The organism is Pseudomonas sp. SED1, assembly GCF_034044025.1.
Lineage (GTDB): Bacteria > Pseudomonadota > Gammaproteobacteria > Pseudomonadales > Pseudomonadaceae > Aquipseudomonas.
The window spans coordinates 15210-32081 of sequence record NZ_JAXCIS010000065.1; the positions used below are offsets into that span (position 1 = coordinate 15210).

Genomic DNA, 16872 nt, shown 5'->3' on the forward strand with positions numbered 1-16872 from the left:
AAAGAATAAGTCCCGCCTGACGTACTTTCGATTGTTTGAACATGGCTGACTGCCTTTTGTTGTTATTCCTGAGCGTCAAATGCGTGCCGGTCGATTTCACTATGACGGTGCTACATGACTCTTTTCTTACAGTTCTTACAGGTGCTCCAGCAAAACCCGGCAGCAACCTTTTACTTCTCCTACAGATTCAACCTTAGAGCCCTCGTTCTGCTTGGCTTAGATCCATTTCATCTCATTACCTGAATAAATCTTATTAAAAAGGCATGAGGCCAATTGCCAGCCAGACGCCAGCCCTAGGGCTAGACAGCTAAAACGATTAATCAGCCGATTCCCGTAGCCTCCTACCGTTCGTCTGAGCGTGAGCGTCAAGGTCAATGAGCGGTTCGGTCATTGAATCCGGCGCCGCGGCGCCTAAGGTAGGAGCACGATTCGTTGCCCAGTGATTCGAGGACGTCATGACCGAAGCTTTGATCTTTGATGCGATACGCACGCCCCGTGGCAAAGGCAAGGCCGATGGCGCCTTGCACAGCGTCAAGCCGGTGAACCTGGTGGCCGGGTTGCTGACCGCGCTGCAACAGCGCACCGACCTCGATACCCGGCAAGTGGATGACATCGTCCTGGGATGCGTCACGCCGGTGGGCGACCAGGGCGCCGACATCGCCAAGACCGCCGCCCTGGTGGCGGACTGGGACGTCAGCGTCGCCGGTGTGCAGATCAACCGGTTTTGCGCGTCGGGTCTGGAAGCCGTGAACCTTGGCGCGATGAAAGTGCGCTCCGGCTTTGAAGACCTGGTGGTGGTCGGCGGCGTCGAGTCCATGTCCCGCGTGCCCATGGGCAGCGACGGCGGTGCCTGGGTACTCGACCCGCAAACCAATCTGCACAGCCACTTCACCCCGCAGGGCATCGGCGCCGACCTGATTGCCACGCTGGAAGGCTTCACCCGCCAGGACGTCGATGCCTTTGCCTTGCACTCACAGCAGAAAGCGGCGCGGGCAAGATCAGACGGTTCCTTCAACAAATCGCTGATCGCAGTGCAGGACCAGAATGGCATTGTGCTGCTGGACCAGGACGAATTCATCCGTGGCGATTCCACCCTCGAAGGCCTGGGCAAACTCAAGCCCAGCTTCGAAATGATGGGCCAGATGGGCTTCGATGCCACGGCCTTGCGGGTCTACAGCCACGTCGAGCGTATTAACCACGTGCACACGCCGGGCAACAGTTCCGGGATCGTCGATGGCGCGGCGCTGATGCTGATCGGCTCTGAATCCAAAGGCCGCGAACTCGGCCTGCAACCCCGGGCGCGCATCGTCGCCACGGCGGTCACCAGCACTGACCCCACCATCATGCTCACCGGCCCCGCACCGGCCACCCGCAAGGCCCTGGCCAAGGCTGGCCTGCGGGTTGAAGACATCGACCTGTTCGAGGTTAACGAAGCGTTTGCGTCGGTGGTGCTCAAGTTCATCAAGGACATGGGTATCGACGCCGCCCGGGTCAACGTCAACGGTGGCTCCATCGCCATGGGCCATCCGCTGGGCGCCACGGGCTGCGCGATTCTCGGCACCTTGCTCGACGAACTGGAAGTGCGCCAGCAGCGGTATGGCCTGGCCACTCTGTGTGTCGGCGGCGGCATGGGTATCGCCACCATCATCGAACGCCTCTGAGCCTAAGGAATCAGTCATGACCGATGCCATTCGTTACGAAAAAGGCCAGGACCAGATCGTGGTGCTGACCATCGACATGCCCGGCCAGAGCGCCAACACCATGAACGGGGTGTACCGCGAGGCCATGGCGGCCACCGTTGCCCGCCTGGAGGCCGAGAAGGATTCGATTGCGGGCGTGATCATCACCTCGGCGAAAAAGACCTTCTTTGCCGGCGGTGACCTCAATGAACTGATCAAGGTCGACAAGCCCCACGCCAAGGATTTCTACGCCAGCGTGCTGGTGCTGAAGGCGCAACTGCGCACCCTGGAAACCCTCGGCAAACCGGTAGTGGCCGCCATCAACGGCGCGGCATTGGGCGGTGGCTGGGAGATTTGCCTGGCGTGCCAGCACCGCGTGGCGCTGGACCACAAGTCGGTACAGATCGGCCTGCCGGAAGTCACCCTCGGCCTGCTGCCGGGCGGCGGCGGTGTCGTGCGCATGGTGCGTATGCTCGGGCTGGAAAAGGCCTTGCCCTACTTGCTGGAAGGCAAAAAGACTACGCCGCAACAGGCGCTGCAAGCTGGATTGATTGACGAGCTGGCGGCAGATCGTGACGAGCTGCTGGCCAAGTCCCGGGCATGGATTCTCGCCAATCTCGAGGCGAAACAGCGTTGGGACATCAAGGGTTATCAGATCCCTGGCGGCACGCCGTCCAACCCGAAAGTCGCGCAAATGCTCGCCATTGCGCCATCGATACTGCGCGCCAAAACCAACGGCTGCTTCCCGGCCCCGGAGAAAATCCTCTGCGCCGCCGTGGAAGGCGCCCAAGTGGATTTCGACACCGCGCACCTGATCGAAACCCGCTACTTCACCGAGCTGGTCACCGGGCAAGTGGCGAAAAACATGATTGGAACCTTCTGGTTCCAGCTCAATGAAATCAACGCCGGTAGCTCGCGACCCAAGGGCTTTGCGCCGTATGTGACACGCAAGGTCGGCGTGCTTGGCGCCGGGATGATGGGCGCGGGCATTGCTTACGTCAGCGCCTCGGCGGGCGTTGAAGTAGTGCTGAAGGACGTCAACCTGGCGGCGGCGGAGAAGGGCAAGGCCCACTCGGCAGCGTTGCTCGACAAGAAGGTCGGCCGTGGGCAATTGACCACAGAGCAGCGGGAAACCATCCTCGCGCGGATTATTCCGACCGAATCCGATGCCGACCTCGCCGGCTGCGACCTGATCATCGAAGCCGTCTTCGAAGACCGGGAACTCAAGGCCAAGGTCTCGGCTGCTGCGCAAAGCGTGGTGGGGGCCGACGCAGTCATTGCCTCCAACACCTCCACCTTGCCCATCAGCGGCCTGGCTACGGCGGTGCCCGACCAGGGCAAGTTTATCGGCCTGCACTTCTTCAGCCCGGTGGACAAAATGCCCCTGGTGGAAATCATCAAGGGTGCCCACACCAGCGACGAAACCCTGGCCCGGGGGTTCGACTTCGTACTGCAAATCAAGAAAACCCCGATTGTGGTAAACGACAGCCGCGGCTTCTTCACCTCTCGGGTGTTCGGCACCTTCACCAACGAAGGCATCGCCATGCTCGGCGAAGGCGTAGCAGCGCCGATGATCGAGACCGAGGCGCGCAAGGCCGGCATGCCTGTGGGGCCGCTGGCGGTCTCTGACGAAGTTTCCCTCAGCCTGATGAGCCATATCCGTCAACAGACGGCCAAGGACCTACAGGCCGAGGGCAAGCCGTTACCGCAGCACCCGGCTTTTGCCGTGATCGACCTGTTGCTCAACGAATACAAACGCCCGGGCAAGGCAGCGGGTGGTGGCTTCTACGATTACCCGGCGGGCGGGCAGAAACACCTGTGGCCGGAGCTGAAAAGCCGCTTTGAAAAGCCCGAGCAACGGATCTCGGCCCAGGACGTACGCGACCGCTTGCTGTTCATCCAGGCCATCGAAACCGTGCGTTGTGTGGAGGAGGGCGTGTTGATGTCGACGGCGGATGCCAACGTCGGCTCGATCTTCGGTATCGGCTTTGCCGCCTGGAGCGGCGGGGCGCTGCAGTTCATCAACCAGTACGGCCTGAACGACTTCATCGCCCGCGCCCGTTACCTGGCCGAGCAATACGGTGAGCGCTTCACGCCACCGGCGCTGCTGTTGGAGAAAGCCGCACAGGGTGAAGCGTTTCGGTGATCGAAATGTGGGAGCGGACTTGCCTTGGAAGGGTATTTCAAGGCAGGCTCTGGGGGTGTTCATTATTCCCATCGCCGTGTCAGGTATTTTTTATGTCGTTACGCGTGTGCATCCTGGAAACCGATATCCTGCGTCCTGGGCTGATCGATCAGTACCAAGGGTACGGGCAGATGTTCAAGCGCCTGTTTTCCAAACAGCCGATTGCCGCCGAATTCGTCATCTATAACGTGGTGCAGGGTGAATACCCAGCGGATGAAGAAGTGTTCGACGCGTACCTGGTGACGGGCAGCAAGGCCGACTCCTTCGGCACCGATCCCTGGATCCAGACCCTCAAGACCTACCTGCTGGAACGCCATGCACGCGGCGACAAACTGATCGGCATCTGCTTCGGCCACCAGTTGCTGGCGCTGCTGTTGGGCGGCAAGACCGAGCGGGCGACCAAGGGTTGGGGCATGGGCATCCATGACTACAAACTGAACGCAAAGGCACCGTGGATGAGCCCGGTGGTGGAAGAATTGACGCTGTTGATCAGCCACCAGGACCAGGTCACCACCTTGCCGGAAAACGCCACAGTGATCGCTTCCAGCGAATTCTGCCCGTTTGCGGCGTACCACATCGAAGACCAGGTGCTGTGCTTCCAGGGCCACCCGGAATTTATCCACGACTATTCCCGCGAACTGCTGGAGATTCTTCAGACAACGCTGGGAGAGAAGGTCTACACCAATGGTGTGGCCAGTCTGGAAAGAGATCACCACGGTGTGACCGTAGCGGAATGGATGATGCGGTTTGTGGCGCATAAACCGAAAGCGGGCGTGGCCTAATCAATTCGGGTTTGGACAGCTTTTTGTGGCGAGGGAGCTTGCTCCCGCTCGGCTGCGCAGCAGCCGCAAGATTTTGGGGGGGCTTCGCACCCCAGCGGGAGCAAGCTCCCTCGCCATAACAGCAGTTTTCCTACAGCCAGCCTGAACGCTTGAAACTCGCCCACAAACTCGTACATCCCACCGCAATAAACCCCAGCACCGCAAAATAGCCGTAGTGCCATTGCAGCTCCGGCATGTTCTGGAAGTTCATCCCGTAGATCCCGGCCACCGCCGTCGGGAATGCCAGAATCGCTGCCCATGCGGCAAACTTGCGTTGCACCACGCTCTGGCGTGAGGCCTCCAGCAACACCCCAATCTCGATGGTCTGGCTGGCGATATCCCGCAGGGTGGTCAGGTCTTCCATCTGCCGCGTGACGTGAATCTGCACATCGCGAAAGTACGGGCGCATGTTCTTGTCGATAAACGGGAAGCTCAGTTTCTGCAATTCCTGGCTGATCTCCACCATCGGCGCCACGTAGCGCTTCAGCCGCAGCACATCGCGGCGCAGGCCGTGGAGCTTCTGGATATCCGCTTCACTCAGGGAGTTGCACAACACGTTGCGTTCCAGCTCATCGACCTCGGCATGAATCGCCTCGCTCACTGGCTGGTAGTTCTCGGTAACAAAATCCAGCAGCGCATAGAGTACGAAATCTTCCCCATGCTCCAGTAACAATGGCCGCGCCTCACAACGCTGGCGCACGTAGCCGTAGGACGCCGAGTGGCCGTTGCGGGCGGTGATGATATAGCCGCTGCCGGCAAAGATATGGGTCTCGATAAACTCCAGCTTGCCGTTATCGCGTACCGGCGAGTAGGTCACGATAAACAGCGCGTCGCCGAAGGTTTCAAGCTTGGGGCGGCTGTGTTTTTCCAGGGCGTCTTCGATGGCCAGTTCGTGCAGGTTGAACTGGCGTTGCAGGTTGGCCAGTTCCAGGGCGCTGGGCTCTTCCAGGCCGATCCACACAAAATGGTCGGGCTTGGCGGCCCAGGCAGCGCCTTCGTCCAGGGTGATATCGGTGACTTTCTTTCCGGCGCTATAGACGGCGGCCGCAACAACTCTACCCATAGTGCTGATCGCTTCTTTATTGGATGACAGTTGTTGCGCAGCTTAGCCTGAACGCGCCCTCTGTAGGAGCGAGCTTGCTCGCGAAAAACCTGAGAGCGGCGGGTTAATCCAGAATGAGCGCGTAATCGTTAACGTCCTTCGCGAGCAAGCTCGCTCCTACTGGGGGTGATTTCCAGCTCTCGGTCCATTGCTTCAATACAATCTTTCATTTGCTCGCGGCAGGTCTGCATCAACAGCGGCATGTCATCCATTGTCAGCCCCGTCGTAGGAATCGGCGGCAGCGAGCGAATCAGAATATCGCCACTGTTCCAGCGGTTGAGCTTCATCTGCTTCACGTACGTGCTGACACACACCTGCACAATCGGCACGCCCGCAGCGATCGCCATCTGGAACGCACCTTTCTTGAACGGCAGCAGGGTTTCGCCGAAGTTGCGCGTACCTTCCGGGAACACCCAGATCGAGGTGTCTGCATGTTGCAAGGTATGCGTTGTAGTTAGCATCGAGCGCCGCGCCTTGTGGGCGTTGCCCCGGTCAATCAACACATTGCCCGCCAGCCAGAACAGTTGCCCAAACAACGGCACCCACTTCAGGCTCTTCTTGCCGATACACACCGTGCGGTAGGGCACCACGGTGCCGAACACAAACAGGTCATAGTTGGACTGATGGTTGGCGATGATCACGCAACTGCTGGGCTTGTTGCGTAGCGAGTCGACCTCAGCCTTCACCCGCAGGCGCAACAGCCACATCGCCGGCACGGCATACAGGCGCGCGCAGTAACGGCTGTTGTCCGGATTGAACGGCCGACAGATCCCGAGCAGCACGCCCAGTACGCCCGCAATCATAAAATGCAGGCCCATCAACAACATGCGTAACAAAAAAAGCATCGACACAGCCCGTCGGGACAAAAGGTGGCGCAGTGTACGGATGTGCACTGTATTCGGCAATTGCCCCTATAGAGTCGGAAGATAGGCGATGTTTAAGCGCATGTTTCAACGCGCCGTGACAGACACTGTCTAGAGCGGTTGTAGGCAATCCGGAATTCTTTGTAAGAAAAAGCCCGACTCAAGGTCGGGCTTCGATTCAGCAGGCGTAGGTTTGATTAACCCAGGTGGCCTTGGTCCTGAATGATCGCGTCATCCAGGGCTTCCAGCAGCGCCTTACGCACCTTCAGCTTGGTGTGCTTGTGGGCGTTCATATTGATCTTCTTCAACTGGCGAGCTGCTTCCAGCGCTGCTGCCTGTAATTCTTCCGGCGCGACCACCTTATCCAGGAACCCGGCGCTCAACGCGTCCTGCGGGTTAAACATCTCGGCATTGATCACCGAACGGTGGAAGGCCGACTTACGCAGACGATCCCGCGCCAGCTCGATCCCGGCGTGGTGCATGGTCATGCCGATCATCACTTCATTCAGGCCAATGCTGAACGGCCCGTCCACACCAATCCGGTAATCCGCCGACAACAACAGGAACGCGCCCTTGGCCACCGCGTGCCCAGGGCACGCCACGATCACCGGGAACGGGTGCGACAACAGGCGGCGGGCGAGGGTCGAACCCGACGTCACCAGGCTCACGGCTTCTTTAGGGCCTGCGGTCATCACCTTCAAATCATAGCCACCGGACAAAATCCCCGGCGTGCCCGTGATGATCACCACCGCCCGATCTTTCTCGGCCTGATCCAGCGCTTCATTAAACGCACTGACCACTGCCGGCGAAATGGCATTCACCTTGCCGTTGCTCAGGGTCAGGGTCGCGATACCGTCTTCGAGGTGGTAGGCAATCAACTCACTCATGACGCGATTCCTTGTAATGCTTGTAATAGAAGGACAGACGGCAGACGTTACCCACCGCGCCCGCCCTGGTAAAGCGCCGTGACTGACTACCCAGTCAGACTTTTCCCCCATGCCCGCCCGCAGGCGGCCTTCGGCAAGGCGCAGCAGCTACTATAGACAAGCGCCGTGAGTGCCCGAGAATGGCAGAATCGCCTTGGTATGCATGGCGCCACAGAGGGCTGGAACGGTATAACCGCCTAAGCGCATGAAAATTCTGAAAAAAACCTTTGCCATCGGAAAAGCTTTCGACTACATTAGCGCGCCTCGACAGACTGAATCAGTTTGACGAGATACGGTGAAGTGTCCGAGTGGCTTAAGGAGCACGCCTGGAAAGTGTGTATACAAGAAATTGTATCGAGAGTTCGAATCTCTCCTTCACCGCCAAATTACGAAAACGCAAACCCCTGATTTTCCTAGAGAAAGTCGGGGGTTTGTGGTTTTTGACGTCCAAAAAATAGCCCCATGGGACCACCATGGGACTGGTGCGTCATTTTGGTGCGGAATTGAAGGGGGCGACGCCGAGGCTTGAAAGTCAGTGAGTTGGCCTTAATTCCCAGCATTCATCGGGGATATGCGTTCAAGACAATTTCCGATAAGTGAGGGATGAGCATGGAAGAAATAGGCATGCGTCTAAGAGAGGAGCGCATTCGGTTGGGGTACAACCAAACGGGTTTCGCTGCTGTTGGCGGTGTGTTGGTAAATGCGCAAGGTAAATATGAGCGGGGCCAGCGAAGCCCAAATGGTCTTTACCTTGCTCGCTTGGCTGATATTGAGGTCGACCTCGTCTATGTGCTGACGGGGCGCCGCTCTCGCCGGCCTGACTGAGGTCGAGTGCATGGACGCTTCCTTAAGGTCATCTGCGCTTAAGCGATACGGCGTTAGTATTACTTTTTGAAATGAGCGTACAGTTATCTTTCAACTGTTAGACGACGGTGAGCACAGCGGGTGATCCATGATCGACTTAACAGCCGAAGTTCACCTAGACAAATCTGAGGCGGTTGATTTGCTTGGCAAGATCGCTAATGCAAATACGAGACTCCAAGTGTTCAGTTGTGAATGGGAGGTCCTTGCCTTTATGTGGAGGCTTGAGACAGATGATGAGGTGTCATATATCGACATTAACAACCTTCGTATCGTGTTCAGCATGGCGTCAGAAAAACGCCTCCATGAGTTAGCGTTTCTGAAAGGTTGAGGTTGGACCCTCAGTAGACATAACACCGCTTATGTTCAAAAGGCCCCCACACCGAAGCCAGGTCTGGGGGCTTTTTTTTGTAAATATGGAAACCACGCCTCCCACCGCTGGTCTACCAGTACCCCGGCTGCTGGTTTTACATACCAGCTTCACTTCTCCAAAAAAGGAGTTCCGTAGTGGGAAAAAATATTGCCAACCCTAATGGGCCGCAATACGGAAGCGGTCGCCGCGATCATTCGACCAGTCAGATCACGCTACCGTCTGCCTTTTTAACCCAGGCTTGGAACGGTGAGTTGAACCGGATTGGTCGCACCCTGAGCATGCCGGTCATCCTGCAGCAGGCGGCACGTGCAGCAGGGTTTGCATGGGCAGTCAGAGCGGCTGACTTGATTAATGAGGACACGCATAAAGCGATGGAAGAAGCCATCCGTCTGGCCGAGCAAACAGCCTTTGCCCAGGTTGATAGAGGTAGCAATGAGCGTGAATGATTGCATGAACGACGTAAGCCTTCCTGTGTTGATCCGCACGCACATGGCCAGCCATTTTGCCTGCCTGGCACGTGCCAAGGACCTGCCGACCCTGAGCCTATCGGCGGAACGCGCAGAAGGTTTTGTGGAAGGCGTGGAAGCCTCGCGGGCACTGACGCCTGCGACGATTGAAGTGTTGTTTTTGGTCATCGATAACGCTGCCACGGCTCGTCGTAAGGAGCTGACGGAATGATCGGGGAGGCGATCCAGTCGGATACGCTGAAAGCCTTGGTCAGCCAACATGCCGTACGGGAGGTGGTGGTGGGCCGGGTCGCAGGAACCGACAGCAAATGGACCTTATCCATCCGCCTCGGTGGCCCCACGGCACGTCTGTTACCAGTGCGCTCGCGGCGTGAGCCGCTACGCACCTGGTCGAGCTTAACGGCCGTGGGGCGTTTTGCCGAGGCCGTGGGCCTCACTGGTTTTAGTGTAGAACTGTGACCGGCGAAAGTTTTAATGCCAACTGCAGCATGCCCACAACGTCTGGCCCGTCCTCATTGATCCACGTTCCGTAGTGCTGGCGAATCATGTTGCCGTTGGTATGCCCCATCTGTTCAGCGATCCAATCAATTGAGGCAATGCCCGTCGTCAATAGCTGGCTGGCGTATGTGTGCCGGCACTGCCCTGGTCCTCGGTAGCGAACGCCGGCAGCCAGCAGATGAGCTTTAAAGAACCGGTCACGCACGACAAAATCGTTAGCGTGTGGCAGGCCGCTTTTGGTGTTCACGAACACGAAGTGCAGTTTGTGTTTGCGCACTGTCTTGTTGTCGCGCTCGACGATATCAACGGTTTCCGCCTTCCTATTCCGGTTCAGTGCATCGACCTTGCGCAACGCCTCCCACGCGGGGGCGAGCAGCCGAACCTTGCGCATCGAACGTCGGGTTTTTGTGACTCGGTAGGCGCCGCGTACCTTCGATCGGCGGAAGGTCACCGTGCCCTGTTCCAGGTCGACGTCCTCCCAGGCCAAGGCGATGGTTTCAGACACCCGAGGCCCAGCCCATATCATGAACTGCACCATCAACAACTCATGCGTGCGTGTCGTGGGCGTTTCCAGGATCTGTTTGATTTCGGCCCGGGTAAACGGGTCCGGCGCCTCGGGATCGGGCAGGCGCACCATCAAACCTTCGGTGGGGTCGTGGGCGACCTTCATCCGAGTGCGGTAAAGCCGGAACACCTGGCGCACATTGCTGATGATGTCGCGGATGGTCTTGTTTTTGAGGGTTTTGGACAGAGTGCCCTGGATCCACTCTTGCAGGTCCAGGTGATCAATCGCGTTGATCTGCACCTTGCCCCAGCGAGGCCGCACATGCACTTCGGCTTTGTTGGCGTAGCCCCGGTAACTCGACGCGGCTACGCTGTTGACCTTGATCCGTAACCACAGGTCCAGGTAGTGACCGAAGGTGTTTTCCACTAGCCTGGCCGAGTTCGGGAAGTGACGGGCGTAGTCAAAGGTGCCGGAATCGATCTCGTATTCAATGATGGCGAGCAAGCGTTTTGCCTGAGCCACTGTGGCCGGCTTGTTTCCTCCTGGTATTGATTCGCGGCACTTTTCGCCGTCGTATTGAAAATAGATTCTCACGGAATTGCCGCGAGCTTCGACCCCACTCATGTAAACCCCTAACGCTGTACTCGTATAGCGACAGTCTGACGATCGGAAACAAAAAGGCCCGTTTCCGGGCCAAGTATCTGGAAGCGCATCTTCTGGTGGACGCGGCTTATGGCTTGGGCTTGTGGTTGCGCAGATGAGCATTCAGCCGTTGGCGTTGCCGGCTGCATTGCTCGTGGTTGCCCTGGGCGCGCCAGCGGCCGCACAGGTCGCAAACGCTGGTGTAGTCGATGTTCCAGGGAAAGCGTCGTGCGCGTGTTACATGGGATTGTTTAGGCATGGCGCGGCGTCCCCCGGGATGAGGTGTTGGCCAGCAGCTGCGCGACGACAGCCGCATCCGTTTCGCTCAGCTCGCCCAGCGTGCTGGCCATCTGACTGAGGCTTGCGAGGCGGGTGCGTGATTCAGGGGTTTTGTGCACCAGGTAGCCAATGACGGCCGCGCCGATAATCGCGGTGGCCACCAGGTGCCGCGCCGGTGTGGTAGCCTTCGCGGCGCTGCTGCTTAGGTTCTGTGCTTGCATGGTATAGCCCTCTGTTGCGGTCGGGTGTCGAGGAGCTGCAACTCCTCGGCACTGTTTTTAAAGGTCAGTCCTTGCGGGCCAGGTGGATCACCAGGCCATCAAACTTCGGCTCATGTTCACTGCATGATTGCCATTCCAGCACCCTCAAAATCTGTTGCCGGCTGCAGTCGTCCACCAGGATTTCGCGTTGGCCACCGGCTGCGCGAACCTCCAAAATCTCCAGCAAACCATCCTTTCCATATGCCCCGGCCTGGATGATCGGCGCGCTTTCTCCCGTGAAGTCCAAACGGTCCTGAACTGACTGGAGCTTGCTGGTTTTGCCGTCGCCGGCACTGCCCATAAACACTTGGATTTGCATCGGTCTTACTCTCCTTTACGCCTTGAATGTCCAGCACTTAACTGTCGTCGGCCGGGGTTGTGAACACGGGTTGCGGTTGTTGAAGGCAGCACGTACAGCGCTGTGCACCGCCTTGTTGCTGTCCAGAAACTTGCGGGAACGGGACTCTTTGAGCAGATCGCGCAACGTGGCCACATCGGCCAACTTCTGTTTGTGTTCGGCGGCGCGCTCGCAGAATTCGTTGAGGTTGATAGCGATCACAGTGGGGTCGCTGCTGTGGTCAACCACCGGGTCTTCGCTCAGGGATTCGAGGTAGTCGTAGACCTCCCAAAACTCGGCCACGGCCGAATGGTCGGAACTGATGGATGCCTGGCGCTCTATGGCCATCCGCACGATCTGACGCTGAGTGGCAGCGACCTGGGGATCGCTCAATTTCAACACCAGGCGTAGGCAATCCAACAGCGAGAGCAGTTGCGCGTGGTTCTTGCTGATGCGTTCGACACGGAGGTAACCGCGCAAGTCATAGCCGCAGCTGCTGCAGTTGCCCTGGTCGCTGGTGTAGGCGGTACCGCAAGCAAAGCAATGGGTATGCAGGCGGCGCAGCTTCGCTTCGTGTTCGGGCATACGCTGGGCGAACAACTCAAGCACCGCGGATTCTTTGCCCACCGCCCGCAACAGGAAGTGGCTGAGGGTGCCGCCATCCAGCGCGTTCATTTGGTCAGCTGCCGCACGGCTTTGCGGTGTGACGACCGGGCGCACAAAGTGCAGCTTTACGATGCGCGTCATGATCGCTTCGTGGGCGACTACGGCCGCGTTCTGGCTAATAGCGATCGTTCCTCGGAATGGTGGCTCGTACGTCTCGTTACCGGCCGTCTTGACGCCCTTAGTAGCCAGGGTGCCCCCGCCAAAGAAGTCTTTCAGCTCGTCCCATTCAAAGGTTTTAGCGTGCGCTCGATCATCGCTGTGGCGATCGGCTTCCAGGAACACAACCGGCATACCAGAGACCTGGCCCATCAGGCGCGAGCGTCCGGCCTTGGTCGATTTCATGGGGTCGAAGCCCTCATAGCCTTCGCGGCCGAGTAACTTCCAGAGCAAGTTCAGCAGGGTGGTTTTACCGGCGCCGGCCTCACCGGTGGCCTCCAAGAACGGGAAGGACTGGTAGCGGGCGCGGATCTGCTCGCAGAACAGCGAGCCGAAGAAGAACACCAGTGCGACGAAGCCTTGGGCGCCGAAGCAGGTCCACAGCAACTGCACCCACTTTTCATCAAAGCCCTTTGCTTCGCGCTGCAGCTTGATGGGGACGCCTTTCTGCAGGGTTTTCAGGCGCAGCTTGCCGAACTCGAAATAGTCTTCGCTGTTGACCTTGTAGGTGGTGCCGTCCTTGATCGCGATGTCACCGTAGACGTAGCAGGCGTATTCCTTGCTGTAGCCCACGTAGTCGATGGTCGACACCGTTTTGATGCCGAACAGTTGGTCCTTCATGAGCTTGTCGAGCTGCTGGCCACTGCCGGTAAACATCGCACCTGCCGCCATGCCGAGCAGTCGCTTTTTGAATTCGCTCGCGGCTGACAGTTGGCCACTGGTAAAGGTGTTTTTCACGCTTTCGGAATCGTGCGGGAAGTCCACGCGCAGGTAGTACCAGGACTCGTCCGTTACTTCGTTGCGCTGGAAATAAAGGGCTTGCGGGTAGCAGTTGGCAATCTCCACAACACTGCCGGATTGCTGCAGCGCCTTTTCGCGCTGTTGTGCCTGGTTGAGCAACTGGTCGTCGTGATTCTCGCTGTCCTCGATGTCGGACATGGCCCGGTTGAATTTCTCCATGTCCAACTTGAACCAGTACAGGCGGTTGGCAAAGCCCAGGTGAAATTCCCCGCGCTTGTTCCAGTCGTACATCAGCAAGGCCTTTTCCGCTGCGCTCTCGGCCAGCAGCAGGGCTCCCTGGTGGCGGGCTTGCTTGAGGTCAGTAGCGATCTGTTCGGCGCGCTTAGTGTCGTCTTGGATGAAGCTCCAGCGCTGATGGAGATCGTTCCAGTCCGACTTGCGACCGTCGCGCTGCGGGATCTGCGCAGACTCGCAGACAAAGCCCAGGGCGCGGGCTTCGCGTACCCAGCGTCTGGTGTAAGCGTTGGCGCTGGGCTCGTTATCAAGCGCCCAAACCAGCTTGGGCAACTTCCCGCCCTCGCGGGTCTTAATCAGTGCCTTGAGTGAGTCACCAGGGAACGCATTGGACGACATGGCCGATACGGCCGCGATGTCGTTGTGCACCAGGGCGATGGCGTCGAAGATGCCTTCAACAATCCAGATTTCCTTGGCTTCAAGAAGGTCGACGCAGGGCGGGCACCACCAGACGCCGCGATAGCTATCCTTGGATTTGAAGCGGGCTTTCATCTTGCCGAAGCGGTGTGGCTGATCGATTAGGCGTTCCCACCAACCGCCTTTTTCTAAGGAGAAGCGCACCGTTGCGCTGCCGGCGTTGTGTTCAGCGGAGTAGAACGTTTCCTGGGTGAACCAGCCCTGGATCAGCTCAAACCGAAAGCCCCGGGCGAACTCCAGGTAGGCGCGTGCCGTTGCGTTGGGATGCTGGTCTGTCGCCGGCGCTCGCTTGCTCCAGTCTTCGAACAGATCGTCGTACAGCTCTTTCACGTGCAGGGTGTGGCCACACTTTTCGGGGCGACCACAAATCACCATCCATGGCGTATCAAAGCGGGAATACAGCTCTTTCTTTTTGCACTTCGGGCAGGTGCCGCCGCGCATGTAGTCGGTGCCCGTGCGGTGCTTGAGCCCAAAGTCGGCCTGAAGGCGTTGCAACACGTCGTGACGAAGGTCTTCTTTCATGGGGTTACTTCACTGCTTTGAGGCTGTGGGATAGGGCTGCCATGAGGCGTTTTTGCGCAGCCATGACCGGGATGTGGGCGAGAATCGCGCCGTGGCGCAGACCGGCCGCAACAAGGCGGAATTGGTCGGCGTACCAGTGTTCGTTGAGGCTCAAGCGATACTGTTCACGCAGGTTGGCCAGCAACGCTTCGGCCTCGGCCGGGGGCAGTTGTGTGGTGACAATTACGGCGTTTGCCATCGTTAAACCTCAATTTCGGGCGCAGCTCACCCAAACCCACGGAAGGTGGGGCCGGCGATTGGTTGGGGTGGGTGTTACGAGTTCGCGGAGAGTCGGCGGCGCGTCAGGTCCAACAACTCGATGTGGGCAAGGTCGGTCAGTTTGATTGCAACCGGTTCGGCCACGTCGAGGTTTTCAACCAGATGAAAGATTGCCCGTTTGCGTAGCGCCGATAGGTCGCCTAGGTGTTCGGCTTGATGGCGATCAAGAAACGCCAGTGCAGCGTTCTGCATGCACTGCTTGTAGTCCAGGGTATTGGTTTGAGTGTTCATTGGCCTTTACCTGACTTGGCGCGGTAGAGATCGATGGCGGCATGAATTTCGGCAGTACGTGCAGCTATGTGCAAGACGTGCGCGTTCAGGATCAATTCGGCCTCGTCTTCGGTGATTACGCCGTCTTCGATAGCCTGAGCGATAACCTGGTCGACCGTGCCCTGTTTGGCTGAGGTCTGCACTGCCCGTGCGTACATCTCAACGTTGTCTAGGTTTTCCGGTTGGATGACCGGCACGAACATGCCGCCGTACATGGCCGCTACGTAGTTGGCTAAGTGCTGGGTGCCTGTGACTTGTTCCAGCTGATAGATCTGTAGGTCTGTCAGCGGACGGCAGTTATTGTTCTCGTAAGCGTGGTTATCAAACTTCTTGAGAGGTAGGCCGATGCGAGCGGCGGCGCGTTCGCGGCCACCTTCAAAGGTGCAAATAATTGCACTGACGACTTCACGTCGTGTTTTTAGAACCTGACTTTTCATCTTCTGCTGTTCCCTCAGTGCACCGGCCATTACTGTGCGATTTCGCCGTCTTTGATTCCGAGTAATACGGCCGCGCGATGAGCTTCCCCACGACGGCATTGGCTTTGCCCGCTCAGGACCGCATAGACGGTGCTGGGGTTGAGTTGATGTTGGGCAGCGAAGTCTTTGGCTGACTGGCCGCGTTTTTCTAATGCTTCCCGTGCTTGATGACGGGCTTGCTCGGTAACGCTGGTGTTCGGCATAGTGCAGATCCGTGCAATTTCATGTGGTGTGAGATGCACAATGATGCACTTAGGTGCACTTGTAAATAGTAAGGATGAAAAAAAGTGCATCTTTCGGAAGATATCGGTTCTCGGCTGCAAGAAGAACGGAAGCGATGCGGCATGACACAGAACCAGGTCGCGGAAGCACTTGGAATTGCAAAGCGAACACAGGCGAACTACGAGGCAGGATCTAGCGATGCTACGGCGTCCTATCTGAGTAAGGTGGCGGTCCAGTTCGAATTCGATGTGCCCTACATCCTCACCGGGCGGCGTAGCACGCTGGCCCTTGATTCGCTGAATGAGATTGAGGACAAAATTATTCAGCAATATCGCAATATCCCGGCAGATGATCAGAGGGCGATTCGACGCTTTATCCAGGCCATGGCTGACGATGCTGTCAAAGGAGTGAGCTAAGCCCACTGTTCCTGTGTTACCACCGGCTTGCCCCCATATCTCTGTGTCAGCAATGGATTTTATGGAGTGGTAAGCATGTTGGATCGCACAAACGCCGATGCCGGTTACGTTGAAATAGCTGCATCTGCGCGGTATGAGCTTTCGCACATTGAACGTCGCCTGATTGGTTTCTATCGCCAGTTGAGCTTTCGTGATCAGGAGCAATTGCGCCGGCTGACCGAAGCGCTGATAAGCAATCCGGACCAGTCCGACGAAGATTGATTCCTGAGCCGCCGGCATGCAGTTGTCGGCGGTTTGCATCATGCGACTGCCTGCGATCCGAGCTTTTCGAATAGCTCCCGCTGCTGGGCCCTGGGCATGTCTCGAAGACGATCAATCAGCATCCTGTCGAAAGTCTGTGCAGACGGGCTGAGTGTGTGAGAGAACGTGAGATTTGCAACCCAGCTGTGCCCACACTTCGCGTCAAGGCACTGGCAATAAAGCTTTGCGAAGTCGGTAGATAGCACCTCACGCGAAGCAATCCGGCCTTTGTGCCCGCATTTACATGTAACTCTCATACTCCCTCCCCAGGGTGCA

21 protein-coding genes and 1 tRNA gene are annotated in these 16872 nt (G+C 58.0%); 9 read left to right on the top strand and 13 right to left on the bottom strand.

What is annotated here, in order from left to right; translation table 11 throughout:
- Positions 1-455: 455 nt before the first annotated feature.
- From SNL23_RS09915 to SNL23_RS09925, 3 genes are all read left to right on the top strand, one after another.
- Positions 456-1661, top strand: coding sequence for an acetyl-CoA C-acetyltransferase (locus SNL23_RS09915; RefSeq protein ID WP_318302145.1), 1206 nt, complete (start codon positions 456-458; stop codon positions 1659-1661).
- 16 nt (positions 1662-1677) lie between these two features.
- Positions 1678-3825 carry a 3-hydroxyacyl-CoA dehydrogenase NAD-binding domain-containing protein gene (locus SNL23_RS09920; protein WP_318302146.1) on the top strand — a complete coding sequence of 716 codons (2148 nt, stop codon included), beginning with the start codon at positions 1678-1680 and terminating at the stop codon, positions 3823-3825.
- A gap of 92 nt (positions 3826-3917) precedes the next feature.
- Positions 3918-4646 (top strand): amidotransferase, encoded by a 729-nt coding sequence (locus SNL23_RS09925; protein WP_318302147.1) that lies wholly within the window; start codon positions 3918-3920, stop codon positions 4644-4646.
- Positions 4647-4776: 130 nt separating this feature from the next.
- Here the strand turns inward: SNL23_RS09925 and SNL23_RS09930 are convergent, their stop codons facing one another.
- From SNL23_RS09930 to SNL23_RS09940, 3 genes are all read right to left on the bottom strand, one after another.
- A complete protein-coding gene (locus SNL23_RS09930) occupies positions 4777-5748 on the bottom strand; it encodes a magnesium and cobalt transport protein CorA (protein WP_017475769.1) in 972 nt (323 codons plus the stop codon).
- Positions 5749-5876: 128 nt separating this feature from the next.
- Positions 5877-6632 (bottom strand): lysophospholipid acyltransferase family protein, encoded by a 756-nt coding sequence (locus SNL23_RS09935; protein ID WP_318302148.1) that lies wholly within the window; start codon positions 6630-6632, stop codon positions 5877-5879.
- Positions 6633-6847: 215 nt separating this feature from the next.
- Positions 6848-7537, bottom strand: a complete 690-nt coding sequence (locus SNL23_RS09940; RefSeq protein WP_076015114.1) for a crotonase/enoyl-CoA hydratase family protein — start codon at positions 7535-7537, stop codon at positions 6848-6850.
- Between the two features lie 333 nt (positions 7538-7870).
- On the opposite strand from SNL23_RS09940, the gene SNL23_RS09945 reads away from it, so the two are divergent.
- From SNL23_RS09945 to SNL23_RS09960, 4 genes are all read left to right on the top strand, one after another.
- Positions 7871-7960, top strand: a tRNA-Ser gene (locus SNL23_RS09945).
- A 984-nt stretch (positions 7961-8944) separates the two neighbouring features.
- Positions 8945-9256, top strand: coding sequence for a hypothetical protein (locus SNL23_RS09950; protein ID WP_318302149.1), 312 nt, complete (start codon positions 8945-8947; stop codon positions 9254-9256).
- The gene (locus SNL23_RS09955; RefSeq protein WP_318302150.1) at positions 9243-9488 is read left to right on the top strand and encodes a hypothetical protein; all 246 of its coding nucleotides are present in this window, start codon (positions 9243-9245) and stop codon (positions 9486-9488) included. The genes SNL23_RS09950 and SNL23_RS09955 overlap by 14 nt, the downstream gene beginning before the upstream one ends.
- Positions 9485-9736 carry a hypothetical protein gene (locus tag SNL23_RS09960; RefSeq protein WP_318302151.1) on the top strand — a complete coding sequence of 84 codons (252 nt, stop codon included), beginning with the start codon at positions 9485-9487 and terminating at the stop codon, positions 9734-9736. Before SNL23_RS09955 ends, SNL23_RS09960 begins: the two co-directional genes overlap by 4 nt.
- Here SNL23_RS09960 and SNL23_RS09965 read toward each other — a convergent pair.
- From SNL23_RS09965 to SNL23_RS10005, 9 genes are all read right to left on the bottom strand, one after another.
- A complete protein-coding gene (locus tag SNL23_RS09965) occupies positions 9720-10904 on the bottom strand; it encodes an Arm DNA-binding domain-containing protein (protein ID WP_318302152.1) in 1185 nt (394 codons plus the stop codon). The two genes, SNL23_RS09960 and SNL23_RS09965, sit on opposite strands and share 17 nt — an antisense overlap.
- 106 nt (positions 10905-11010) lie before the next feature.
- Complete coding sequence (locus SNL23_RS09970; RefSeq protein WP_318302153.1) at positions 11011-11181, bottom strand: hypothetical protein; 171 nt, start codon at positions 11179-11181, stop codon at positions 11011-11013.
- Positions 11174-11422: a hypothetical protein gene (locus tag SNL23_RS09975; protein WP_318302154.1), complete on the bottom strand. Its 249-nt coding sequence runs from the start codon at positions 11420-11422 to the stop codon at positions 11174-11176. Before SNL23_RS09975 ends, SNL23_RS09970 begins: the two co-directional genes overlap by 8 nt.
- A 64-nt stretch (positions 11423-11486) precedes the next feature.
- Complete coding sequence (locus tag SNL23_RS09980) at positions 11487-11780, bottom strand: hypothetical protein (RefSeq protein WP_318302155.1); 294 nt, start codon at positions 11778-11780, stop codon at positions 11487-11489.
- A 15-nt stretch (positions 11781-11795) separates the two neighbouring features.
- Positions 11796-14594: a toprim domain-containing protein gene (locus SNL23_RS09985; protein WP_318302156.1), complete on the bottom strand. Its 2799-nt coding sequence runs from the start codon at positions 14592-14594 to the stop codon at positions 11796-11798.
- Positions 14595-14598: 4 nt separating this feature from the next.
- Positions 14599-14832 (bottom strand): hypothetical protein, encoded by a 234-nt coding sequence (locus tag SNL23_RS09990; RefSeq protein ID WP_122456916.1) that lies wholly within the window; start codon positions 14830-14832, stop codon positions 14599-14601.
- Between the two features lie 74 nt (positions 14833-14906).
- The gene (locus tag SNL23_RS09995; protein WP_318302157.1) at positions 14907-15143 is read right to left on the bottom strand and encodes a hypothetical protein; all 237 of its coding nucleotides are present in this window, start codon (positions 15141-15143) and stop codon (positions 14907-14909) included.
- Positions 15140-15619, bottom strand: coding sequence for a YmfL family putative regulatory protein (locus SNL23_RS10000; protein ID WP_275263648.1), 480 nt, complete (start codon positions 15617-15619; stop codon positions 15140-15142). The genes SNL23_RS09995 and SNL23_RS10000 overlap by 4 nt, the downstream gene beginning before the upstream one ends.
- Positions 15620-15648: 29 nt before the next feature.
- A complete protein-coding gene (locus SNL23_RS10005) occupies positions 15649-15861 on the bottom strand; it encodes a DNA-binding protein (RefSeq protein WP_318302158.1) in 213 nt (70 codons plus the stop codon).
- 84 nt (positions 15862-15945) lie between these two features.
- Between SNL23_RS10005 and SNL23_RS10010 the strand changes: the two genes are divergently transcribed.
- Positions 15946-16296, top strand: a complete 351-nt coding sequence (locus SNL23_RS10010; RefSeq protein ID WP_318302159.1) for a helix-turn-helix domain-containing protein — start codon at positions 15946-15948, stop codon at positions 16294-16296.
- A gap of 75 nt (positions 16297-16371) precedes the next feature.
- Positions 16372-16557: a hypothetical protein gene (locus tag SNL23_RS10015; protein ID WP_318302160.1), complete on the top strand. Its 186-nt coding sequence runs from the start codon at positions 16372-16374 to the stop codon at positions 16555-16557.
- Positions 16558-16595: 38 nt separating this feature from the next.
- Here SNL23_RS10015 and SNL23_RS10020 read toward each other — a convergent pair whose 3' ends face one another.
- Positions 16596-16853 carry an ogr/Delta-like zinc finger family protein gene (locus SNL23_RS10020; RefSeq protein WP_318302161.1) on the bottom strand — a complete coding sequence of 86 codons (258 nt, stop codon included), beginning with the start codon at positions 16851-16853 and terminating at the stop codon, positions 16596-16598.
- Positions 16854-16872: the final 19 nt, after the last annotated feature.